Annotated in this window: 20 protein-coding genes; 8 read left to right on the top strand and 12 right to left on the bottom strand. The window is 63.0% G+C overall.

The genetic code is table 11. From position 1 onward, the window contains the following. Nucleotides 1-239: 239 nt before the first annotated feature. The 7 genes from HX792_RS26285 to HX792_RS26315 all read right to left on the bottom strand — a co-directional run bounded on the left by HX792_RS26285 (nt 240) and on the right by HX792_RS26315 (nt 5,971). Entirely contained in the window at nt 240-620 is a 381-nt protein-coding gene (locus HX792_RS26285) for a hypothetical protein (RefSeq protein ID WP_176998808.1), read from the bottom strand. A 14-nt stretch (nt 621-634) separates the two neighbouring features. After that, nucleotides 635-1,915 (bottom strand): type II and III secretion system protein family protein, encoded by a 1,281-nt coding sequence (locus tag HX792_RS26290; RefSeq protein ID WP_176998809.1) that lies wholly within the window; start codon nt 1,913-1,915, stop codon nt 635-637. Next, complete coding sequence (sctV, locus tag HX792_RS26295) at nt 1,912-4,050, bottom strand: type III secretion system export apparatus subunit SctV (protein WP_176998810.1); 2,139 nt, start codon at nt 4,048-4,050, stop codon at nt 1,912-1,914. Before sctV ends, HX792_RS26290 begins: the two co-directional genes overlap by 4 nt. After that, the gene (locus HX792_RS26300; protein ID WP_371319385.1) at nt 4,047-4,382 is read right to left on the bottom strand and encodes a tetratricopeptide repeat protein; all 336 of its coding nucleotides are present in this window, start codon (nt 4,380-4,382) and stop codon (nt 4,047-4,049) included. Before HX792_RS26300 ends, sctV begins: the two co-directional genes overlap by 4 nt. Continuing rightward, a complete protein-coding gene (locus tag HX792_RS26305) occupies nt 4,382-4,738 on the bottom strand; it encodes a hypothetical protein (RefSeq protein WP_176998811.1) in 357 nt (118 codons plus the stop codon). Before HX792_RS26305 ends, HX792_RS26300 begins: the two co-directional genes overlap by 1 nt. A gap of 64 nt (nt 4,739-4,802) precedes the next feature. After that, nucleotides 4,803-5,687 carry an FHA domain-containing protein gene (locus HX792_RS26310; protein ID WP_176998812.1) on the bottom strand — a complete coding sequence of 295 codons (885 nt, stop codon included), beginning with the start codon at nt 5,685-5,687 and terminating at the stop codon, nt 4,803-4,805. Between the two features lie 122 nt (nt 5,688-5,809). After that, a complete protein-coding gene (locus HX792_RS26315; RefSeq protein ID WP_016969018.1) occupies nt 5,810-5,971 on the bottom strand; it encodes a hypothetical protein in 162 nt (53 codons plus the stop codon). 703 nt (nt 5,972-6,674) lie between these two features. Here HX792_RS26315 and HX792_RS26320 point away from each other — a divergent pair. Then, nucleotides 6,675-7,157 carry a winged helix-turn-helix domain-containing protein gene (locus tag HX792_RS26320; RefSeq protein ID WP_176998813.1) on the top strand — a complete coding sequence of 161 codons (483 nt, stop codon included), beginning with the start codon at nt 6,675-6,677 and terminating at the stop codon, nt 7,155-7,157. A 200-nt stretch (nt 7,158-7,357) separates the two neighbouring features. On the opposite strand, the gene HX792_RS26325 is transcribed toward HX792_RS26320, so the two are convergent. Both HX792_RS26325 and HX792_RS26330 read right to left on the bottom strand, forming a co-directional pair. Further along, nucleotides 7,358-8,218: a Dyp-type peroxidase gene (locus tag HX792_RS26325; protein ID WP_176998814.1), complete on the bottom strand. Its 861-nt coding sequence runs from the start codon at nt 8,216-8,218 to the stop codon at nt 7,358-7,360. A 28-nt stretch (nt 8,219-8,246) separates the two neighbouring features. Continuing rightward, complete coding sequence (locus HX792_RS26330) at nt 8,247-8,963, bottom strand: helix-turn-helix transcriptional regulator (RefSeq protein ID WP_176998815.1); 717 nt, start codon at nt 8,961-8,963, stop codon at nt 8,247-8,249. 135 nt (nt 8,964-9,098) lie between these two features. On the opposite strand from HX792_RS26330, the gene HX792_RS26335 reads away from it, so the two are divergent. The 3 genes from HX792_RS26335 (at nt 9,099) to HX792_RS26345 (ending at nt 13,095) form a co-directional block, all read left to right on the top strand. After that, the gene (locus HX792_RS26335) at nt 9,099-10,172 is read left to right on the top strand and encodes an MFS transporter (protein WP_218172814.1); all 1,074 of its coding nucleotides are present in this window, start codon (nt 9,099-9,101) and stop codon (nt 10,170-10,172) included. A 78-nt stretch (nt 10,173-10,250) separates the two neighbouring features. Then, nucleotides 10,251-11,867, top strand: coding sequence for an NADP-dependent glyceraldehyde-3-phosphate dehydrogenase (locus tag HX792_RS26340; RefSeq protein WP_176998817.1), 1,617 nt, complete (start codon nt 10,251-10,253; stop codon nt 11,865-11,867). Between the two features lie 169 nt (nt 11,868-12,036). Further along, complete coding sequence (locus tag HX792_RS26345) at nt 12,037-13,095, top strand: FUSC family protein (RefSeq protein WP_176998818.1); 1,059 nt, start codon at nt 12,037-12,039, stop codon at nt 13,093-13,095. A gap of 180 nt (nt 13,096-13,275) precedes the next feature. Here the strand turns inward: HX792_RS26345 and HX792_RS26350 are convergent, their stop codons facing one another. Further along, nucleotides 13,276-14,034, bottom strand: coding sequence for a TetR/AcrR family transcriptional regulator (locus HX792_RS26350; RefSeq protein ID WP_176998819.1), 759 nt, complete (start codon nt 14,032-14,034; stop codon nt 13,276-13,278). Between the two features lie 358 nt (nt 14,035-14,392). Here HX792_RS26350 and HX792_RS26355 point away from each other — a divergent pair, with 358 nt between their 5' ends. From HX792_RS26355 to HX792_RS26370, 4 genes are read left to right on the top strand one after another with little or no spacing between them, the layout of a single operon-like run. After that, the gene (locus HX792_RS26355) at nt 14,393-15,100 is read left to right on the top strand and encodes an ABC transporter ATP-binding protein (protein WP_176998820.1); all 708 of its coding nucleotides are present in this window, start codon (nt 14,393-14,395) and stop codon (nt 15,098-15,100) included. Further along, nucleotides 15,097-16,296 (top strand): ABC transporter permease, encoded by a 1,200-nt coding sequence (locus HX792_RS26360; RefSeq protein ID WP_176998821.1) that lies wholly within the window; start codon nt 15,097-15,099, stop codon nt 16,294-16,296. The genes HX792_RS26355 and HX792_RS26360 overlap by 4 nt, the downstream gene beginning before the upstream one ends. After that, a complete protein-coding gene (locus HX792_RS26365; RefSeq protein WP_176998822.1) occupies nt 16,289-17,770 on the top strand; it encodes a TolC family protein in 1,482 nt (493 codons plus the stop codon). The genes HX792_RS26360 and HX792_RS26365 overlap by 8 nt, the downstream gene beginning before the upstream one ends. Beyond that, the gene (locus tag HX792_RS26370; RefSeq protein WP_176998823.1) at nt 17,760-19,013 is read left to right on the top strand and encodes an efflux RND transporter periplasmic adaptor subunit; all 1,254 of its coding nucleotides are present in this window, start codon (nt 17,760-17,762) and stop codon (nt 19,011-19,013) included. Before HX792_RS26365 ends, HX792_RS26370 begins: the two co-directional genes overlap by 11 nt. A 103-nt stretch (nt 19,014-19,116) precedes the next feature. Here HX792_RS26370 and HX792_RS26375 read toward each other — a convergent pair whose 3' ends face one another. Both HX792_RS26375 and HX792_RS26380 read right to left on the bottom strand, forming a co-directional pair. Continuing rightward, entirely contained in the window at nt 19,117-20,511 is a 1,395-nt protein-coding gene (locus tag HX792_RS26375) for an FAD/NAD(P)-binding protein (protein WP_176998824.1), read from the bottom strand. A gap of 12 nt (nt 20,512-20,523) precedes the next feature. Next, nucleotides 20,524-21,291, bottom strand: coding sequence for an ABC transporter ATP-binding protein (locus HX792_RS26380; RefSeq protein WP_176998825.1), 768 nt, complete (start codon nt 21,289-21,291; stop codon nt 20,524-20,526). Nucleotides 21,292-21,293 lie beyond the last annotated feature (2 nt).

Consider the following 21,293-nt stretch of genomic DNA (forward strand, 5'->3'; position numbering starts at 1 on the left):
CCACGGATTCAAGCCTGCGTTCGGGCACACCGAGCCTAGGCGAGGTGCCGAGTGGTGGGGCGAAGGCCTTTTGGTTACTTTTGGGCCTTTCCAAAAGTGACCCGCTGTAAGAGCGGAACCATAAGCCGCCGTTACCGCAGCAACGGATATGCACACAGACATACCGCCATCGCTGGCAAGCCAGCTCCTACCGTTGGGATGTGGGGAATCAGAGAGATAACGGGTGCCAGTGAAGGAGGTCATTGTTGGCCCCCCGCTGCACCAGCCTTGGCCTCTTGCTGATCCTTGCGCCGCTGCAACTGCTCACGATCAAACCCCTCGATATACACCTGCGCCGCCCGCCCAACCGGCGCCGCCATGGCCGGGCCCGTCGCACGGCCCTGGGTCAGGTCCTGCTTGCGCTCGACCATCTGCATCAAATTCAAATTATTCGCACACCCCAACGCCAGGGTCGGCTTGAAATCCTCACCCAAGCCGATGGTGTCCGTCGCCGGCGGCTGCTGACACTGGGTCGGCAAACCATCCGCCCGGTATTCAGAGGAGTAATACGCCGGTGCCAAGTGGGTCTGGCAGCCCATCAGCGCCAGGGGCAACAGCATCAACACACGCAAAGCAGTCATCGCAGGCCCCCTCATCAATTCATGTAGAAACCGAACGCCCCGCCGCTGCGCGGTCCGGTGGCCGCTGCGGTAGCCGGTTGTGCGTCCAGGGGCGTGGCGAGGGTGCGACCGCGCACCGGCTCCACGAGGTAAGGCGTGATCAGAATCACCAGTTCGGTTTCATTGCGCTGGAAGCGCTTGGAGCGGAACAGGTTGCCCAGGATCGGCAGGTCGCCCAGCAACGGCAGTTTCTCGACGTCCTGGCTGCTTTCACGCTGGAACAGACCGGCGATGGCAAAGGTCTGCCCGCTGCCGACTTCCACCCGCGTATCGGCACGGCGCACGCTGAAGGACGGCACGTGGAAGTTGCCGAAATCCACGGTACCGCCGCTGACCACGCTGCTGACTTCGGGGCGTACTTGCAGGGCGATGCGGCCGTTGGGCAGCAAGGTCGGGTTGAACAGCAGCGACACCCCGAACGACTTGTATTCGATGCCCACAAGGTCACGGTTGACCGGCACCGGAATCGCCACTTCGCCACCGGCGAGGAAGCTGGCGGTCTGGCCGGTCATGGCGGTGATGTTCGGCTCGGCGAGGATCTGCAGAATGCCGTTGGCCTGCAGCGCGTCGAGCATGCCGTCGATGTTCACATTGCCGGAGCCGGTGCCCGCCGTCGCCAGGCCACCGGCCGTCGCGGCCGCCAACGGGCCACCGGTGATCAGGCCGAACGAGAACGTGCCGTTGTTGAACATCGCGTTCCAGTTCACGCCGTAATGCAGCAGTTCCGAGCGCGACACTTCGGCAAACCGTACGCGCAGGTTCACCTGGGCGGCGCCGGTGTATTCGGTGGTGTTGATCGCACTTTGAAAGCCCTGGCCCTGGGGGTTGAGCAGCGCATTAAGGTCGGTGGCTTCAGCGACAGAGCCAACGGTGCCCTTGGCGATCAGGCGGTTACCGGCACCCGTGATCTGCGCGCCATTGCCGGGGTGCAGTTCCTGCATCGGTGCCGTCACCGCCTGGGTGCCACTGCTGACCGACAAGGTCAGGCTGGCAATCTGTTTACCGTCGTTACCCAAGGCAATCAGGCTGGTATTGCCCGGTGCCTTGCCGAAGATGTAGAGCGTGCCGGGTGACACCACTTGCAGGTCGGCCACGTTCGGCTCGGCCACCAGCACCGAATCCACCGGTGCCACAAAGTGCAGGATGCGCCCTTCACCGGACGCCAGGTTGAGGGTGCCCCCGGCGCCGGCGGCAATTTCCTGGGCCTGACTGGCAGTGCAAATCAACGCGAACAACAACACACAAAAACGCATCATGAGGCAGACGCCAGGGAAGTGACGGAAGCCGCGGCAGGCGCGCGACGGTTGGAGATATCGGTGAGGCTGATGGTCACCAGCGCTTGCAGGTTGTATTCGGTGGCCAGCTCGCGGAACGACAACACCGCCAGGTCCAATTCGCCGCGCAGCACCAGGCGACGCAGGCTGCGGCGCAGTTCCGGGTGCACCAGCAATACCGCGCTGTTGACCTCGCGGGTGTTCTCGCAGGCCTGGCGCAACTGGGCGAGCAAGGCGCGGCTGATGTCTTCGGGGATCAATTCACGCTGAGGCTCCTGGCGGCGCAGGGATGCGCGCAACTGGTCTTCCAGGCCCGGCGCCAAGACCAACGCACCGATGACGCGGTTGCGGTCGGCGTACTGATGGCTGATCTGACGCGCCAGTGCGGCACGCAGGTGTTCGGTCAGGCGCCCGGCGTCGGTTTCGCGAGCGCCCCACTCCACCATGGCTTCGAGCAACGCACGCTGGTTGCGGATCGACACGCCTTCGCCCACCAGCAAGCGCAGGGTTTCGGCCATCCGTTGCAGGGGCACCAGGCGCAAGGCTTCCTTGACCAGTTCGCCGTAGGTGGCTTCGGTGCGTTCCAGCAGCAAGCGGGTTTCCTGGATACCGAGGAAGTCAGCGGCATAGCGGCGCAGGCTGCGTTCGAGCACACCGCGCAGCACTTCATCAGGTAGCAGGAAACCGATGCCGGCGTTGCGCAAGGTGTCTTCGTGCTGGCGCTCGATCCAGTGCGCGCTGCGGCCGTTGAGCGGCGAATCGGCCTGCTCGGTGGCGATGTCCAGCAACTGCACATGCACCGGGTCGTCCTGCAGCAGCAGGCAGTTGATCGGCAACTCGCCTTCGCTCACCGGCACGCCTTCCAGGGACACGCGGAAGCTGCCGGGCGTGGCCTTGGCTTCCATGTAGATGCCTGGCACCGGCACATCCACGCCCAGGTCGGTGCGAATGTCGTGACACAACGCCTCGACCCGCTGGCGCAGCAACTGGCGCGGCGCGCTCTGGGACAAGCCGCTGCCGAGGGTCAGCAGCACGCGAGTGTCGGGCAGCAGGTTGTCATCCAGTTCGGCTTGCACGTCAACCACCGGCTCCGGCAGCTCGGCCAGCACCTGAACCTCGTCCTCGGGCTGGCGGTTATGGCGGCGATACATCATGAACGCTGCGCCACCAAACACCGCCGACAAGCCGATAAACACCCACGTCGGAAAGCCCGGCAACAGGCTCACGCCGATCATGATCAGCGCGGTCAACCCCAGCGCACGGTAGCTGGCGCCGAGTTGCTTGATGATCTCGCTGCCCAGGTCACCGGCTTCGCCGTCGCTGTTCACACGGGTCACCACCGTGCCCGCCGCCACCGAAATCAGCAGCGCCGGGATCTGTGCGATCAGGCCGTCACCCACGGTCAACAGCGAGTAGGTGTGCACCGCCACGCCAAAGGGCATGTCACGCTCGATCATGCCAATCAGCATGCCGCCGAGCAGGTTGACCGCCAGGATCACCAGGCCGGCGATGGCGTCGCCTTTGACGAATTTCATGGCGCCGTCCATCGCGCCGAACATCTGGCTTTCACGCTCCAGGCGCGAACGACGACGACGGGCTTCGGCCTGGTCGATATCGCCGTTGCGCAGGTCGTTGTCGATGCTCATCTGTTTGCCGGGCATCGCGTCCAGGGTGAAGCGCGCGGCCACTTCCGCCACGCGCTCGGCGCCCTTGGTGATCACCACGAACTGCGCCACGGTGATGATCAGGAATACCACCATGCCCACCACCACTTGGCCGGCAATCACGAAGTCACCGAAGGCCTTGACGATATGGCCGGCGTCGCCGTGCAGCAGGATCAAGCGCGTGGTAGTGATCGACAGCGACAAGCGGAACAGCGTGCTGAGCAGGATCAGCGGCGGCAGCGCGGAGAACTCCACGGAATGGCCGATGTAGAACGCGACGATGAGGATCAGGATGCTCAGGGCAATGTTGAGACCAATCAGCGCATCCACCAGGTAGGTGGGCAGCGGGATGATCATCATCACAATCGCCATCAGCATAAAGGCGACAATGATCACGTCGGTGCGCTGCGCAGCGAGGCGCGCCAGGTTGTTCAGGCGGTTGAGTGCACTCATGCGCCGGCCCTGCGTGCGGCCAGGTAGCGTTTGAAGCATTGGCGCGCTTCGTCCTTGCGCTCGCCGTACCACAAGGCGCGGGCGCGCAGCAGCAACAGGCTGGCGGACTCGCCTTCAAGGGCGACCAGACGGTCCAGGGCACCCAACGCACGGGTGGCATCGCCGCTGTCGGTGAAGGCCAGCACCAGCGAACGCAGCAGCACGCCGTCCTGGGGCGCGACACTGACGGCGATCAGCAACATCACCAGGGCGCGCTGGGACTGGCCATTGCGCCGGTACAGCTCGCCAATGCCCTTGAGCAGTTGCACGGCGTCGTCATTATCGCGGGCCATCAGGCATGTACCTCCGAGCGTTGCTGTTCGAGGTTGCGGCGCATCTCGATCTCTTCGCCGATCAACTCGGTGGCCAGTTCCTTGATGTGCGGCTCAGCGTCCAGGGTCGGCAGGATGTGTTCCATCACGTGCTCCAGCAGCTCCAGGGAACGTGCGCTGCCAAACAGCAGCGAGTCGACGCCGGCGGCGCTGGTGAGTTCTTCAAGGTCACTGCGCAGGGAGCGGCGGGTCTGGGTTTTGCGGGTCTTGAGGACCGCTTCGAACGCGGTCGCCTGGCGCGAACTGACCGGGCGAATGGCTTCGACCGGCGCGCTGCGTACGTCACTTTGGATGAGCGGGCGGGGTTCGACTTTCATGCATGGGCTCGTATTGGGCGTAGGGCGCTCCTACGGTTGGATCGTGTGCATTCCATGGACGTGCTCATAACGTGAAGGTAAAGCGCTCCTCGCCTCGGGCGAGAATCACTTGGTTGTTCTCGATGCGCTCCAGCACCCAGTTGTCCGCCAGTGCCGCGCCGGGGTACAGGCGCTTGCCGCTGTCGTTGATCACATAAGGGTGGGTGCCGAACCACACGGCCTGGAACCGCACACGCGGCCGCGCTGCATCCGCACGCGCGGTGACCCGGGGGGTGAGTACCACTTGCTGGCCGTAACGCTGGTCAAAGGCTTGTTGCAAGGCCAGCCACTGCGGTTTCTGGGACTGCTCGAAGGTGCCCACGGCGCTGAGCTGACCGTTGCCGTTGCTGACCTTGATGCCGTCCAGACGGGCTGCCAGCAATTGCTGTTCAAGCCAGGTTTTGGCCTGCTCGCGGGAAGGTTTTTTCACGGCCGGCGTCTCGGCCACGGCGGCTGCGGGAATCAGCGGTGCTTCGCTGCGAAACGCCAACGCGCCCGCGCAGATGAACAGCAACGCCGTGGCGACGATCCACGGCGTCCACTTGCGCGGTGCGGCCACAGGCTGTTCTGCGCCCGCCGGCAGTGCCAGGCTCACGCCTGCCGCGCCAATACGCAGTTGCAAGGGCAGCCGCGCGCGATGGCCGCTGCCTTGGGGGATACGCACCAGACCGGCGATCAGCACCTCGCCACCCAGGGCCTCGACCGCCACGTGCCCGCCTTCAAAACGCAGGCGCAGGTGCAGGCCGGCAATGCCGGGATCGCTGAGTACAAGATCGGCCGCCAGGTCGGCGCCGATGGTATAGACCGGCTGGTCGAGCACCAGGGAACTGCCCTGGTGCAAACCACCGGTCACTGTCAGGGTCGGCGCGCCAATACCGGCGACCGGGCCCAAAGAAATCAAGGCTGTCATGTTCGGGTTTGCCCCCTTGAGAATCACAGGCCGCAGGCACGCCTGTGCCGATCAACAACGGTGCAACGGGGTCAACAATCAGGAGGTAAACGGGCAGCGCCGGCGCCGCCCGTTTTGGCGAATCAGTTCTGCGGACGCTGTTTGGTAGCGTCGAGCTCCGCTTTTTTCGCGGTGCTGATTTCGGTGATCTTGGCCGACTTCTCGATAGCCATGTTGAAGGTCGCTTCCATCTTCGCGATAGCGTCGTCGGCGCCGCCTGCTTTTACTGGTGGGACATCAGCCATGTTCATCTCCTTGCATCGATAGGGAAGTTATTCAGTTGCGCAACAGCAAACTGAAAGTATGCAAACCGGTGAATGCCCAAAACGTCAGACAGTGAGCTTTCGAACCGCCGTTGGTTTGCATGGGATCCATACTACTCAGGATCAAAACGCCTTCGCTGTGAAAGCTTGTGAAACGTTTCAGATACAGCGTGTGAAAGGTTTGGCTCAACGTTGCGTTGAGAAAAACTCACCAGGCTAGGGTCATGGAACTTTTATAAAAAATTCAAGACACGCCAGAACCCCCTGTTTACGGGGCTCTCACTCTGACTCATCGAGCCTTGCTGCCCAGCAAACCCGCACCGAAGTGACTGATAGGTCACACCTTCACAACTTTTTTCGGGACAACTTCACATTTTTCGCAAATAGCCTTTTGCCCAACTTCCCAGATATTTCCATTTGTAACAAAAGCGACTTAATGATCGCGTTTGATAGCTCGGCGCGAGTGACCTTAAACCTCGTGGGCAACTAATTTTTCCAAGCAAATTAGTACAGTTGCACTAATAGCCAAAACCCTTAGTTCGCAGGCGCCGCTATATGAAAGAACTTCCAGGTGTTCCATGACTGCACATTCGATCCCTGCAATCACTACCTGACCCTCCCCTGCAACCCGGCGCAAAAGGGAGCCGCACCGGGCTGTGATTCCAACGCATAAAGGTTAAATGACATGACGTACCCGACCCGCAGCCTCCTTACCGATGACGCTTCCTTCGAGATCCACTTCGGCCCGTTTCGCCTGCTGCCCCAACGTCATCTGCTGCTCAAGCACGGGCAACCCGTGGCATTGGGCAGTCGTGCCCTGACCTTGCTTATCGCCCTCGCCTCACGGCCTGGCAAACTGCTGGAGAAAACCGAACTGCTCGACATCGCCTGGCCAAAACTGGTGGTGGAAGAATGCAACCTGCGCACGCAGATCAAGACACTGCGGCGTGCCCTCGACGACGATGATTCGTTCTACATCGCCACGGCGCCGGGCCAGGGCTACCGTTTTGTGGCGCCGACGTGGTTCGAGCAGGCGCCTGCGCCCAAGCCCGTGGTCAAGGAGCCGGTGGTGCTGGGGGTGTATGGCTGCCGCCACTGCCGGGGCGCCGGGATGATGCCGCTGTTTGCGCAGCGCCAGGCGGCGCACAGGGATATGCAGAACAACTGATCGAGAGGATGGGGGGCACGACGCACCCACTGTAGGAGCCGGCTTGCCGGCGATCGCGGTCTATCCGTTGCAGCGATGCAAGCTGACGCACCGCCATCGCTGGCAAGCCAGCGCCTACAGGTTTGGCGCTGTGGCGCATATCCATGGTAGGAGCTGGCTTGCCGGCGATGCAGGCGGCTCGGTATGTCAGGTAGATGGAGCTACGCGAGTGCGCTCAGGTCCAGGTGCCCGTCCTTGATCGGCGGGCACCAGTAGTAGCCACCGGTCAGCGGTGTGCTGATGCGGTACAGGCCATCGACAATCCCGTCTTCCAGCCCGCTCATGCGGCGCAGTTGTGCTTCGAACGCGTCGAAGGAATGACCAAACGCGAGGAACATCAACCCGGCCTGGCCGTTCTCGGCCCATGGCATCGAACGGCGCACCACGAAGGCTTCCGGGGTGAAGCTTTCCTGGGCGGTGCGTTTGGTGTGGGCGGACACCGGGGCGTCGTCCAGTTCTTCGTTGTCGCCATGGCGACGGCCGATGATGTGGTCGCGCTCCTGGGACGGCAGCGCGGCAAAACCGTCAAGGTCGTGCTGCCACTGCTGGATCGCGGCGAAGCTGGCGCCGCTGTCGGTCAGGGCGGCTTCGACGGCGGCGTCGTCGTGGGGGTTTTCGGTGCCGTCTTCGTAATCGGTGAGGTCAAAGCCAGTCTTGTAGCGGAAACCTTCGGTCATCTGCACCAGGCGAAACGCCGGGGCCAGGGCTTTTTCAAACGCGCGGCTGCGCAGCAGCAGTTCACCGCGATCCACCCCGTGCAACCACACCCACAACGCCTGCTGCGTCGACGGGTTGTGCGCGCCCGGGCCGCTGACGGCCGGGAATGGGCGCAGGCCATCAATGTGAACACCCAAAGCGTTGACCAGCGGCTCACCGAAACCGACCACCACCGCCGAATCGGTCAACTGCACCAGTGCGTCCAGCGCTGCGGGCACGGCGGCCAGGCTTTCCACGGCAAAAAACAGATGGCGTGCCTGCAACGGCACCGGTGCGGCAAGAATGCCCGGCTGGTACTGACTCATGTGAACTCCTTCTGAAAAGCCGCGCAGTTTACCCGGCGCACGCCCCCTTGTGCTCAGGGTTTTCCAGATCGCGCGGCGCAAGATCCAATTGCGCCTTGAACTGCGCCCAACCCTTGGGCGTGACCCGCACCGCGCGCGAGTCTTTTGAACGGCGTAACCACCCGGCTTCACACAACGCGCTGAGCAATTGCACGCCCAACGGCCCGGCCAGGTGATGGGTGCGCTCGGTCCAGTCCAGGCATTGGCGAGCCGGCTTCAACACGGCCGTGTCCACGCCCAGTGAACGGAACCACACGGCCCCGTCGGGCAGCACCTCGTAGTGTTTGTCGGCGACAGCGCGCAAGTAGCCGTTTTTTTCCAGCGCCTGGGTCACCGCCACGCCCAATTGCCCGGCCAGGTGGTTATAGCAGCAGCGGGCAAAACGCAAACCCTCGGCCTGACGGTTCAGCGGTTTGGCAGCGATGGGCGGCAAGGGGGCGATGGCGCTGAGGTATTCGATGGCCTGGGCCACATGGGCACCGGCCAATCGGTAATACCGATGACGGCCCTGGGTTTCACAGGCGAGCAAGCCGCCAGCCACCAGCCTGGATAGATGCGTGCTCGCGGTTTGCGGAGTAACGCCTGCAAAAAACGCTAGCTCACCCGCTGGGAGCGCCCGCCCGTCGAACAGCGCCAACAGCATGGCGGCACGGGCGGGTTCGGCGATCAAGGCAGCAATTTCAGTAAACGGCGTTGGGGTCGACATGGCGCTTCTCCGGCAAGTGCGGTCGAGTATAACGGCGCCGTGAGGCGGCATGCTTCGGTCGCCGTCGAAGCATCCAGCCGCACGCCCGCGCTAGATTCGCACCCTGTCTCTTTCCAGGATTCAAGGATGATGCCCATGCAACAACGACAGGTGCTGGCTGCCACCAGCCTCAGCTATGTGCTGGTGATCCTTGACACGTCGATCGTCAATGTCGCCCTGGCGCCTATCGCCGTCGCCTTGCACAGCACGATCACCGCGTTGCAATGGGTCGTCGGCGCCTACACCCTGGCGTTTGGCGGCTTGCTGCTGGTCGGTGGCCTCCTGGCCGACCGCTTTGGCGCTCGCCGGCTTTACATGACCGGGTTGTTGCTGTTCACCCTGGCGTCGGTGCTGTGTGGCCTGGCCGATCACGGCATGACCTTGGTGGCGGCGCGGGTGCTGCAAGGTGTCGGTGCGGCGTTGCTGGTGCCGGCGTCACTGGCCCTGATCAATCAGGCGTATCAACACGACCCGGGCGGGCGCGCTGCGGCCATCGGTGTCTGGGCCGGGTGCGGTGGCGTCGCCATGGCGGCGGGGCCGTTAGTGGGTGGCGTGCTGATCGAGGTACTGGGCTGGCGCAGTATTTTCCTGGCCAACCTGCCGCTGGGGCTGCTCGCTGTCGGCTTGACCACTCGGGTTGCCGTCAATGCGGCACTCGCCCACGGGCCGGGCTGGGGCGTGCGGCTCGCCCTGCAACTGTTTGGCAACCGCGCGTTCAGTGCCTGCGTGGCGGTGTCCCTGGTCTCGGCCTTGTTGTTGTACGGCCTGATGTTTTTACTCAGCCTGTATTTCCAGCGCACCCTGGGCTTTTCCCCGCTGCGCACCGGCGCGGCCTTCCTGCCACTGACGGTACTGGTCAGCGTTGGCAGCCTGATGGCCGGCAAGTGTGTTCGCGCATTCGGCAGCCGGTGGCTGATCGGCAGCGCCCTGCTGTTATATGGGACGGGGTTCGCCTTGTTGCTGATGAGCGGCTCCACCCCCGCTTACGCCTTGCTCGTCGTCCCCCTGCCCTTGATTGGCCTCGCGGCGGGCTTGATCACCCCTGCCGCCACCGCGGCAATGATGAACGCGGTGCACCCGGGACAGGCCGGTTTGGCCGCCGGCACGCTCAACACTGCCCGGCAACTGGGTGCTGCGTTGGGGGTCGCCCTGGCCAGCGGGCTGCTGTGATGCGTCTAGCCCTTGCCACACAGGCCTCTGATGGGTGACTCTCTAGTCATGTTTTGCAACTATTCCAGGGGTAGCGACATGACCACCAGCAACCTGCTCGCCCAGCTGTTTCCCGCCTCCGCCGCCGAGATTCCCGCGCAATTCCAGCTTGGGGCGCCCATCGAACAACGGGATTACCTGGTCGATGGCCAGTTGCACGTGTGGAACGGCCCCTTGGCCCGGGTACAAAGCCCGGTGCAGTTCGGTGAAGAACGCGTGCACATTGGCAGCACGCCGCTGCTGGACGCCGAAACCGCCCTCACCGCCCTGGACGCCGCCGTGCGCGCTTACGACCGGGGCCAGGGTGAATGGCCGACGATGCGCGTGGCTGATCGGATCCAGCATGTAGAAGCGTTTTTGCGGCGCATGCGCGAGCAGCGCGAAGCGGTGGTCAAGCTGCTGATGTGGGAGATCGGCAAGAACCTCAAGGACTCGCAAAAAGAATTCGACCGCACCTGCGACTACATCACCGACACCATCAACGCCCTCAAGGAACTCGACCGCCGCAGCAGCCGTTTCGAGCTGGAACAGGACACCCTCGGCCAGATCCGCCGCGTGCCCCTGGGCGTGGCGTTGTGCATGGGCCCCTACAACTACCCGCTCAACGAAACCTTCACCACGCTGATCCCGGCGCTGATCATGGGCAACACCGTGGTGTTCAAGCCGGCCAAGCTTGGCGTGTTGCTCATCCGCCCGTTGCTGGAGGCGTTCCGCGACAGCTTCCCGGCCGGGGTGATCAACGTGATCTACGGCAGCGGCCGCGAAACCGTCAGCGCGCTGATGGCCAGCGGCAAGATCGATATCTTTGCGTTCATCGGCACCAACAAGGCCGCCAGCGACCTGAAAAAGCTGCACCCCAAGCCACACCGTTTGCGTGCTGCCCTGGGCCTGGATGCGAAAAACCCCGGCATCGTGCTGCCCGAAGTGGACCTGGACAACGCGGTGAGCGAAGCCGTCACCGGTTCGCTGTCGTTCAACGGCCAGCGTTGCACGGCGTTGAAAATCCTGTTTGTGCATGAAGACGTGGTCGACAGTTTTATCGACAAATTCAACAAGAAGGTGGCCACGCTCAAACCCGGCATGCCGTGGGAAGACGGCGTGGCGCTGACGCCCTTGCCCGAAGTGGGCAAGGTGGATTACCTCAATGGGCTGGTGGCGGATGCCGCGCAGCACGGCGCCAAGGTGGTGAATGAGCACGGCGCCGAGAGCCGTGGGTCGTTCTTCTACCCGGCGGTGCTGTACCCGGTGAATCCGCAGATGCGCGTGTACCACGAAGAGCAGTTCGGCCCGGTGGTGCCGATCGTGCCGTACCGCGACCTGGAAACCGTGATCGAGTACGTGCTGGACTCGGACTTCGGTCAACAGCTGAGTCTCTTCGGCACCAACGCCGTGGAAGTCGGGCGCCTGGTCGATACCTTCGCCAACCAGGTCGGCCGCATCAACATCAACGCCCAGTGCCAGCGCGGGCCGGACACCTTCCCGTTCAACGGGCGCAAGAATTCGGCCGAGGGCACGCTGTCGGTGCATGACGCGTTGCGGGTGTTCTCGATCCGCACGCTGGTGGCGACCAAGTTCCAGGAGAGCAACAAGGCGCTGGTCAGCGACATCCTGCGCAACCGCGATTCGAGCTTCCTGACCACCGACTACATTTTCTGACAATATCTCGACGCCCGTTATGAAAACGGGCACCTGTGGGAGCTGGCTTGCCTGCGATAGCGGACGTCCAGCCAATGCAACAGTGGCTGACCCACCGCTATCGCAGGCAAGCCAGCTCCCACATTTTTGATCGCGTCAACCCTAAGTTCTTGAGGCCCTTTTATTACCGATGAACCTGCCCTTGTTTGCCCGGCGCCTGCTGCGCCCCCTGCTCGACCCCTACCGCCGCTACCGCCACGCCAAGCTGATCCACGCCGTGCGCGTGTCCATTGGCTTGCTGGCGACGATCCTGCTGACCACCGGCATCAACCTGCCCCACGGAGAATGGGCATCGGTGACCATGCTGATCGTGATCGGCGGCTTGCAGCATCACGGCAATATCGGCAAAAAAGCGGTGGAGCGCGCCTACGGCACCTTGATCGGCGCCAGTGTCGGTTTGTTGCTGGTGCTGCAACAGGCTTATTTCGGCCAGCCGCTCTTGACGTACCTGTTGATGTCGGTGGTGTGCGGGTTCTTTTCCTATCACGCCATCGGCAAGGGTGGGTACATCGCGCTGCTGTCGGCAATCACGGTGTTTATCGTCGCAGGCCACGGGGACAATCCGATCTCCGATGGCCTGTGGCGTACCGTGGATATCCTGATCGGTATCGTGCTGGCGCTGGCCTTCTCCTTCGCCCTGCCGCTGTATGCGGTGTATTCGTGGCGCTACAACCTGGCCAGTGCGCTGCGTGATTGTGCCGAGATTTATAGCCGGATCATCAGCGGGCGCTCGGTGACCGACGATGAACACCTCAAGCTGATGAACCGCCTCAACGCGGCGATGCTGCAATTGCGCTCGTTGATGCCGTCGGTGTCCAAGGAAGTGCGCATCTCCATGACCGAGCTGGATGCGATCCAGCGGCACCTGCGCATGTGCATCAGCACCCTGGAGATTCTGGGCAATACGCGGCCGGACCCGCGCGATGAACAGGCAAGCGCGCGGATGCAGGTGATGTTGAAGTCCGAGCACCGGCAGATCCGCGTGCAGTTGGTGGGGATGGCGCGGGCGTTGAAATCGGGGGTGACGGAGCGGTTGGAGCGTCCCAGCCACATCGGGGCAGAACCGGCGCTGGACGCTCCGGTTTATAGCGCTTTGGATGGTTATCGCTTGTTGACCGTGCAATTGGCGCAGAACGTGGACGCAATGCGCCAGCGGCTGGCGAAGAGCGCCGGCTACTGGAAAATCTGAATTCGGCCGGCACAATAGGAAAATTCAGAAACGTTTACACATCTCAACGTTTTCACACTTTCCCTTACAAACTTTTCACGTTTTATTCACATCCCGAGCCGTAGTGTGAAGCCTCATCCGTTACAAATGTTGCACATCAAACCCGCCGCCCCAGCGGGTTTTTTTTGCCTGGAATTCGAGCTAGCGCGAGGCCTTCGCGGCCGGTTCATTGGCCTGTTCACGAATAGCCCGTTGGGTATCCAGCACCTTGGCCAAGGCATTCTCGGCCTCCGGGCTCTGCTGCGGCACACGAATCGCCGCCGACACCAGGGTGATCAGCTTGGCCATGACTTCAGCATCCGTGGCCGGGCGGCCCAGGCTCATGGAGTTCATCAGCAGGCGCAGTTCAGTGCCGGCCATGACCCCGGAAATCGCCTTGAGGGCAAATTGCAGGCGCACGCCCAGCTCATTGCGTGGCAGGTCGGGCAAGGCCAGGGCGAAGGCTTCGAAGAAACGCTGGAACACCGGCTGGTAATGCACCTTGAGGTATTCCTGGATAAACGGCGAGGTGTCGCTGTAGACCCGGCCCAGGAACCGGATAAACGAACGCCCTTCCCCGCTGGCGCTGGCCGGGTCACTGCGCTCCAGGCCCATGGCCGGGGCAAACAGCACGCCGAGCAAGGTATCGCAATCGAGCGGGCCGTCGGATTCGGCTTCGCAGCGCGCGAGCAATTCCAGGCGCTGCTCGTTGAGCGGCTCCAGACGTTGCATCAACAGGGTTTTCATCAGGGAATCCTTGTCCCCGAAGTGGTAGTTCACGGCGGCCAGGTTCACCTGGGCGCGCTCGGTAATCTGCCGGAGCAGCACGGCGTCATAGCCGTATTTGATGAAGAGAGCCTCTGTCGCATCCAGCAGTCGAGTCTTGGTAACGTTTGGAGCGCTGAGTTTCTTCGCGACCATAGGGGTTCCACGTGGGAAATATTGTTTTAAAAAATAATTTGATTTTTTATACCGGGGCGGCCTTTCGAAAGCAAGTAGTGACACTGCGCCATACTACTAAAAGCCTGTATAAACGGGCACATCGCCGCTAGCTGAGACGTTTTTTTGCCCCCCGGAACGGCCGCTGGAAAAATCGTTTCAAAGGGTAAAACCGCTCTACATCCATGGCTGGCGGAGCGCCTGGAACACGGTTACTATTCAAACAATATTTTAAAAACAAGAAATAAAACCAGTCCGTGACGCGTACCAGGCAGCTCCCGAACTTGTTACAAGGATTTACCGGGGGCATGGAGGCACCGTCGAGACTGCAGGCGTAGTCATGATGACAGATATCCCCGCGCACCCAGGCTTGATCTCCCTGCAAGGCATCGGCAAGCGTTATCAGCTCGCCGGGCAAGAACTGTCCATTCTCAATGATGTGTGCCTGTCCATCGCCAGTGGTGACAGCTGCGGCATTCTCGGTGCTTCCGGCTCCGGCAAAAGTACCCTGCTCAACATTCTCGGCCTGCTGGACCTGCCCAACTGCGGCGAGTATCACTTTGCCGGTCACGATATCTTCAGCGCCAGCCCCGACCAATTGGCCGCGATCCGCAATCAGCAGATCGGTTTCGTGTTCCAGAGCTTCAACCTGCTGCCGCGCCTCAGCGCCCTCGACAACGTCGCCCTGCCCCTGAGCTACCGGGGTGTATCACGCCACGAGTCGGTGGAGCAGGCCCTGCGCATGCTCGACCAGGTCGGCCTGGCCGAACGCGCCCATCACCGCCCCGCCGACCTGTCCGGCGGCCAGCGCCAGCGTGTAGCGATTGCCCGGGCGCTGGTGGGCAAGCCCTCGGTGATCCTCGCCGACGAGCCCACCGGCAACCTCGACAGCACCACCGCGCAAGAGATCATGGACTTGCTCCTGGCCCTGAACCGCGAGCAACAGGTCACCCTGATCATCGTCACCCACGACCCTCACATCGCCGAACGCCTGGACCGCAAGATCCTGGTGCGCAACGGCGTGGTGCAAGAGGCAGGAGGCCTATGAGCCTGCGGGTCGAACAGAGCCTCAGCCAGTTGCTGCATGAAGCCTTCGTGAGCCTGCGCACCCTGGGCAAACGCTCGGTCCTGGCGCTGCTGGGCATTGTCATCGGCAGTTCGTCCGTGGTGGCCCTGATCAATATCGGCCACAACGCGGCGGTCGACGCCGCGATGATTTTCAAGGACATGGGCACCGACACCCTGGTGGCCCAGTTCCCCCCGAAAGGCAACAGCACTGCCCCGATGCGCGCCCGCCTTGATCTGGAAGCCGTGCGCGAGGCCGTGCCGGGCATCGCTCACATTGGTGCGCTCACTTTGTTCAGCGGGCCCATGGTTTTCCATGGCCGCACCACCAATGCGAACTTTGTCGGCACAACACCGGACATTAAAGACGCTATGCGCATCGTCGTACGTGAAGGCCGCTTCCTGTCCGTCTTCGACGCCAATGAAACTTATGGCGTGATCGGCGACCAGCTCGCCCAGGCCTTGGGCGCCCCCGGCGACCCGATCAAACTGGGTGACCGCGTGCGCATCAATGACTACCTGTTCCTGGTGATCGGCATTCTAAAGAACCAGCCCCGCGCCATCTTGATGCCCGTACAAGCCAATGAATCACTGTTCATCCCCGCCGAAGGCATGCGCCGTATCTACGCCACGCCGCAGATCGGCAACGTCATCATCCGCGCCACGCCCGGCCAGGACATGGAACGTATCGCCCACAACGCCGCCACCGAGCTCCAACGCCAACTCACCGACCACACGGTCGACATCCAGGTGCCTCAGCAAATGATCGACGGCATGACCCGGCAAAGCCGCACCTTTGCTTACCTGTTGCTGGCCCTGGGGGCTATCTCGCTGGTGGGGGGCGGCGTGGGCGTGATGAACGTGATGCTGATGAATGTCTCGGAGCGCCGCCGCGAAATCGGTATCCGCATGGCGCTGGGCGCGCGCCAGCGAGACATCCGCAACCTGTTCCTGCTCGAAGCGGTCACGCTGACCGCCGTGGGTGCACTGTGTGGCGCGGTACTGGGCATGACAGCCGCCTGGCTCTATGCGTGGATGTCGGGCTGGGCATTTGTGCTGGCCGCCGCCGCCTTGCCCCTGGGGGTGGGCAGTACTTTGCTGGTGGGGTTGTTCTTCGGGATCTACCCGGCGGTGTCGGCCTCCAAGTTGCAGCCGGTGGAGGCCCTGCGCGATGAATAAAGGCCTGTTGCTGGCCCTCGCCCTGGCAAGCCTGCCCTGCGCGGCGGCCGACGTGGTGATCAACCCATCGGCCCCCAGTACCACACGCAGCGGCTACGACCGCGGCGTTTCGCTGAACGCCCAGGTCACCACCATGACCCTGGGTGATGCGGTGTACCTGGGCCTGCGCAACAACCCGGCGATTCGCAGCGCGTACCTGCAGCGGGTGGCGCAGAAATTCGACCTGCGCGTCGCTGAAGACACGTTCAACCCCAAGCTCACCCTCAACAGCTACTACCGCAACACTCGCGGCTCGGCGGACAACTCGCGCAACGCCAACCTGGCGCCGAACGCAACCCTGCTCGGCGAGTACGGCACGCGCTTGAGCATGGCCTGGACCCAGCAACTGAACAACGCCGACCGCGCCGGGCGCTACCGCAGCGATGGCCTGGACCTGGCGATCATCCAGCCGCTGATGCGCGGCGCCGGCTGGGACGCCACCACCGCACCGCTGCGCCTGTCACGCCTGTCGGAACAGGCCAACCGCCTGAACCTCAAAGCCACCGTGGCGCAGACCATCAGCCAGATCATCGCCACCTACCGCGAACTGCTGCGCGCCCAGGAACAACTGAGCATCGTGCAGGACGCCCTCAAACGTTCCGGGACCTTGCTGGAGGTGAACAAGGCACTGATCGCCGCCGGGCGCATGGCCGAGTTTGAGATCGTGCAGACTGAAGCCGATATCGCCACCCAGCAACTGGGCGTGGAAGAGGCCCAGAACCAGCTCGACACCAGCCGCCTGGCCCTGCTGCGCCTGCTGGCACTGGACTTGTCGACGCCGATCCGCGCCAGTGAAGCCCTGGAGGCCAAGCCGATGGTCATCGACAAGCGCCAGGCCTTCAACCTGGCGCAGACCCAGCAGCCGGAATACCTTGCCGCCCTGCTCGGCAGCCAGCAGGCCGACCTCAACCTGGTAATCGCCAAGGACTCCGGACGCTGGCAAGTGGACCTGGTGGCCGGGGCCAACCAGATACGCGATGCCTACAACAACGACGCCGGCAATACCAACAACCGCACCTGGGACAGCTACGCTGGGGTGCAGGTACAGATCCCCATCGGCGACATCAGCACGCGCCAAGCCGAAGTGCGCGCGCGGGTCAATGTGGAAGACCAGGAGATCCGCATCACCGACGCACGCCAGGAACTGGAGCGCAGCGTCAACGACGTGGTGCGTGACCTCGGCACTCGCTGGCGCCAATATGAAATCTCCCAGCGTGCGGTGGAACTGTCGCGGCGCAAGATCGAGATCGAACGGGAAAAACTCAGCGCCGGGCGCTCCACCAACTTTCAGGTGTTGAGCTACGAAACCGATTTGCGCAACGCCGAAAACGCGCAGCTTAATGCGCTGATTGCTTATCTGAACGCCCAGACCCAGCTCGATTTGACCCTGGGCATGACGCTGGAAAGTTGGGAAATCGCCCTCAATGACTACTAAAAACAAACGCCTGCTGGGTGCTGTGTTGATCGTGCTGTTGGCGGGTGCGGGCATCGCCCTGCTGAGCGTGCGCAGCCCTGCCGCCAACCAGACCGCCGCAGCCGAACAGTGGCTGGCAGTGAAACCCGCCCCCCTGGTGCATCAGATTGGCCTGGTGGGCAAGATCGAACCCGACACCACCATCACCCTCACCGCGCCCTTCGACGGCAATGTGCAGGCCAACCTGGTGGAACAGGGCCAGCGTGTGGAGGCCGGCCAAGTGCTGTTGCAGATGGACCCGTCCACCCTCGAAGTACAACTGCGCGATGCCTTGTCTGCGCAACTCAAGGCCCGACGCACCGTGCAGGAAATGCAGGATTGGGACAGCGGCACGACGGTCAGCCGCGCGCGTCGCACCCTGCGCACGGCGGAGATGACCGCCGGCAATAACCAACGCAAACTCACCGAAAGCGAGAACCTGTTCAAGCGCGGCATCATCCCGCGCAATGAGCTCGACGACCTGCGGCAACAAACCCAACAGCAGCAACTGGACCTGGCCTCGGCACGCAGTGAACTGCAACAGGCACTGGATCAGGGCAAAGGCGAGTACCGCCAGATCGCTGACATGGAGCTGACCAACGCCACGGTGAAATACGACGCCCTGCACAAACTGCTCGATGGCCGCGAGGTCAAGGCGCCGTTTTCCGGCATCGTGGTCCCGGCTCCCGGCAACAGCAGTTCGTCCCAAGGCGGCGGCAATAACAATGCCCCCGTGCAGGCTGGCAGCAAGGTGAGCCAGGGTCAGGTGCTGTTCGGCCTGGCCAATATCGAACGGCTCAAGATCGTCGCCAAGGTTTCGGAGCTGGACATCAACCAGTTGCATCAGGGCCAGGCCGTGGAAGTGATGGGCGACGGTTTCGACGGTGAACGGCTGACCGGTTCCGTCAGCGTGGTCAGTGGCCTGGCAATTGCGGGCGATAGCCAGGGCAGCGCTCAGTTTCCGGTGACCCTGTCGATTCCCAAGCTCACGCCGCAACAGTTACAGCGGGTGCGGCTGGGGATGAGTGCGCGGTTGACCATTGTGACCTACAACAATGAGCAGGCGATTGTGGTGCCGGTACAAGCGATCAACGGGGGTGAGGTGGAGTACCGGGAGGCGATGGATAAGCCGGTTGAGCGGGTGAAAGTCACCACCGGGCAGTCCACGCCACAAGGCGTGGAAGTGTTCGGCCTCAAACCCGGTTTCGTAAAGACCGGAAGCTAACCCACCCTTCCTCTGTGGGAGCTGGCTTGCCTGCGATAGCGGACTATCAGTTAATGCGATAGTGACTGACCCAGCGCTATCGCAGGCAAGCCAGCTCCCACATTTAGAGTTGTGTCAGCCTTGCGGCCAACGCTTTGGCTTGCAGCGCCACATCGGTGACCGCCGTGCTTTCCCACCACAGGCCACGCAGCGGTGGGCCCATGGCGAACAAGCGCTGGCTGACCTGCCCCTGAGCATCCACCACAGCACCTGACTTATCCGCCGCGATCCCCAACGCCAATGGCCCAGGCTTGATCAACCCGCGCTTGAGCAACTGCTGCGGCAACGGCCGGGCCACACGGCGCCAGTCGTATTCGATGCCGCTGGAATTGATCAACGCCGCACCCGACACCTGGGTCACAGCTTGGTCGCCCCGATAGCGCAAGCGAATGGTCACGCCACTGGCCGACACTTCCAGCCCTTTGTACGACGCCGCCTGAATGCGCAGGCGCCCTTCCCCATGCAAGCGCGCCACCAGTTGCGCGCTCAACGGCGGCGAGCGGTGGTGATGGCTTTCCCACCACGGCCGCACATGGCGCACGAACTGGCGTTTTTCAGGTTCGCTGGCCTGGCTCCACAAGCGAGCGATATGCGCCCGCACCGTGTCCAACGGCGCTTGCCAATCGATGCCCTGGGCCATCGCGATGCGGCACTGGCGGCGCACCTCGCGCAGCAATTGCAGCGGGCTGCGCAGGCGGTGATCCTCGGCGAGAAAATCCACCCAGCTCGGCGGTTGCCGGCGCACGTGGGGCAGTAGCCCATGACGCGAGAACACCTCGATCGGCCCACGGTGCCCGGCCTGCTCCAACGAGACCACGGCATCCACCATGGTCAGCCCCGAACCGATGATCAGCACCGGCGCCTGCGGGTCGATCTGGCGCATGGCCTTGACGTCCCAGGGGTCAACCGACGCCGCGTTCAAGCCGCTTGACTCGGTTTGTGGCGTGCGCGCCGCCGGGAACATCCCGGTGGCCAACACGGCATAGTTGCCGCGCAATTGCTGGCCGTTGTCCAGCGTCAGCAACGTAGAGGCTTGATCCACTTGCAGGTCGACCACTTCCCCGCGCACATGCTCGACCGTCGACGCCGACAGCGCCCTGGCCTCGCTCAGGCGTTGCTGCGCGTACAAGCCGAAAATCCCGCGTGGCGGGAACAGTTCACAGATGGGCACGTGCTGCTGGTCCGACTCCGGCCAGCCACCGGCGCCGATGTAGTCGGTGAGCCATTGGGTCAGGTCGTCGGCATTGTCCGGGTCAACACTCATGCGCGCCGCATTGCCGTTCAGGGTGTGGCCCAGTTCGACGGCGCTGTAGGCCTCGCCACGGCCGAGTTCGGCACGCGGCTCGATCACCAGGATCTGGCGTTGGCCGGGCAGGCGCAGCAGTTGCACCGCCAGCATTGTGCCGCTCAGCCCGCCGCCGATGATCAGGACATCAGCGTTGCGGATGGATTCAGTCATGCAAATTCGCCCTTACTGTTTACCCAGATAAATGGTGTGCAAATCGCCCCGCGCCAGCAGTTCGGCCGCGCTGCCACTCAAGGCCACCCGCCCAGTATCCAGCACGTAGCCATGGGTCGCATAGGTGAGCGCAACGTTGATGTTCTGTTCGGCGATCAAAAAGCTCACCTGCTGCTCGCGATTGAGCTGCGCGATGATCTCGAAAATCTCTTGAACGATCATAGGCGCCAATCCCATGGACGGCTCGTCGAGCAGTACCAACGTCGGACGCGTCATCAAGGCTCGGCCAATGGCGACCATCTGTTGCTCGCCACCGGAGGTCAGCCCGGCCCGGGTGTTGCGCTTGGTCTTGAGCCGGGGGAACCAGCTGTAAATGCGCTCCAGGTCCTGCTCCATGGCCTTGCGGCTCAGACGTCGCACAAAGCCGCCGCTGCGCAGGTTGTCTTCCACCGTGAGTTGGCCGAACACATGGCGGCCCTCCAACACGTGGACCATGCCATGGCGCACGCGCTGGCTGGGATCGATGCCGGCGAGGTCGGCACCGGCGTATTCGATGGATCCTCGGCTGACCTCGGCCCGCTCGGCGCGCACCAGCCCCGAGATCGCCTTGAGCGTAGTGCTCTTGCCCGCGCCATTGGCCCCCAGCAACGCGACAATCGCGCCCTTGGGCACCTGCAGCGACACCCCGGCCACGGCGAGGATCGCGCCGTCGTAGATCACTTCGATATCGTTGACCGTCAGCAGCGACGGGCTCCCAGGTTCGGTGGCGGGCTGGCTCATGG

Source organism: Pseudomonas sp. B6002 (assembly GCF_013385985.1).
Classification (GTDB): Bacteria; Pseudomonadota; Gammaproteobacteria; order Pseudomonadales; family Pseudomonadaceae; genus Aquipseudomonas.

Bases quoted from the DNA above. Each gene is read 5' to 3' on its own strand.
- HX792_RS26360 (WP_176998821.1), top strand. From the start codon at position 15,097: ATGAGCCTGCGGGTCGAACAGAGCCTCAGCCAGTTGCTGCATGAAGCC.
- HX792_RS26300 (WP_371319385.1), bottom strand. From the start codon at position 4,382: ATGGCCCGCGATAATGACGACGCCGTGCAACTGCTCAAGGGCATTGGC.
- HX792_RS26315 (WP_016969018.1), bottom strand. From the start codon at position 5,971: ATGGCTGATGTCCCACCAGTAAAAGCAGGCGGCGCCGACGACGCTATC.
- HX792_RS26335 (WP_218172814.1), top strand. From the start codon at position 9,099: ATGCAACAACGACAGGTGCTGGCTGCCACCAGCCTCAGCTATGTGCTG.
- HX792_RS26365 (WP_176998822.1), top strand. From the start codon at position 16,289: ATGAATAAAGGCCTGTTGCTGGCCCTCGCCCTGGCAAGCCTGCCCTGC.
- HX792_RS26340 (WP_176998817.1), top strand. From the start codon at position 10,251: ATGACCACCAGCAACCTGCTCGCCCAGCTGTTTCCCGCCTCCGCCGCC.
- HX792_RS26320 (WP_176998813.1), top strand. From the start codon at position 6,675: ATGACGTACCCGACCCGCAGCCTCCTTACCGATGACGCTTCCTTCGAG.
- HX792_RS26355 (WP_176998820.1), top strand. From the start codon at position 14,393: ATGATGACAGATATCCCCGCGCACCCAGGCTTGATCTCCCTGCAAGGC.
- HX792_RS26325 (WP_176998814.1), bottom strand. From the start codon at position 8,218: ATGAGTCAGTACCAGCCGGGCATTCTTGCCGCACCGGTGCCGTTGCAG.
- sctV (WP_176998810.1), bottom strand. From the start codon at position 4,050: ATGAGTGCACTCAACCGCCTGAACAACCTGGCGCGCCTCGCTGCGCAG.
- HX792_RS26310 (WP_176998812.1), bottom strand. From the start codon at position 5,687: ATGACAGCCTTGATTTCTTTGGGCCCGGTCGCCGGTATTGGCGCGCCG.
- HX792_RS26285 (WP_176998808.1), bottom strand. From the start codon at position 620: ATGACTGCTTTGCGTGTGTTGATGCTGTTGCCCCTGGCGCTGATGGGC.
- HX792_RS26370 (WP_176998823.1), top strand. From the start codon at position 17,760: ATGACTACTAAAAACAAACGCCTGCTGGGTGCTGTGTTGATCGTGCTG.
- HX792_RS26305 (WP_176998811.1), bottom strand. From the start codon at position 4,738: ATGAAAGTCGAACCCCGCCCGCTCATCCAAAGTGACGTACGCAGCGCG.
- HX792_RS26380 (WP_176998825.1), bottom strand. From the start codon at position 21,291: ATGAGCCAGCCCGCCACCGAACCTGGGAGCCCGTCGCTGCTGACGGTC.
- HX792_RS26350 (WP_176998819.1), bottom strand. From the start codon at position 14,034: ATGGTCGCGAAGAAACTCAGCGCTCCAAACGTTACCAAGACTCGACTG.
- HX792_RS26290 (WP_176998809.1), bottom strand. From the start codon at position 1,915: ATGATGCGTTTTTGTGTGTTGTTGTTCGCGTTGATTTGCACTGCCAGT.
- HX792_RS26345 (WP_176998818.1), top strand. From the start codon at position 12,037: ATGAACCTGCCCTTGTTTGCCCGGCGCCTGCTGCGCCCCCTGCTCGAC.
- HX792_RS26330 (WP_176998815.1), bottom strand. From the start codon at position 8,963: ATGTCGACCCCAACGCCGTTTACTGAAATTGCTGCCTTGATCGCCGAA.
- HX792_RS26375 (WP_176998824.1), bottom strand. From the start codon at position 20,511: ATGACTGAATCCATCCGCAACGCTGATGTCCTGATCATCGGCGGCGGG.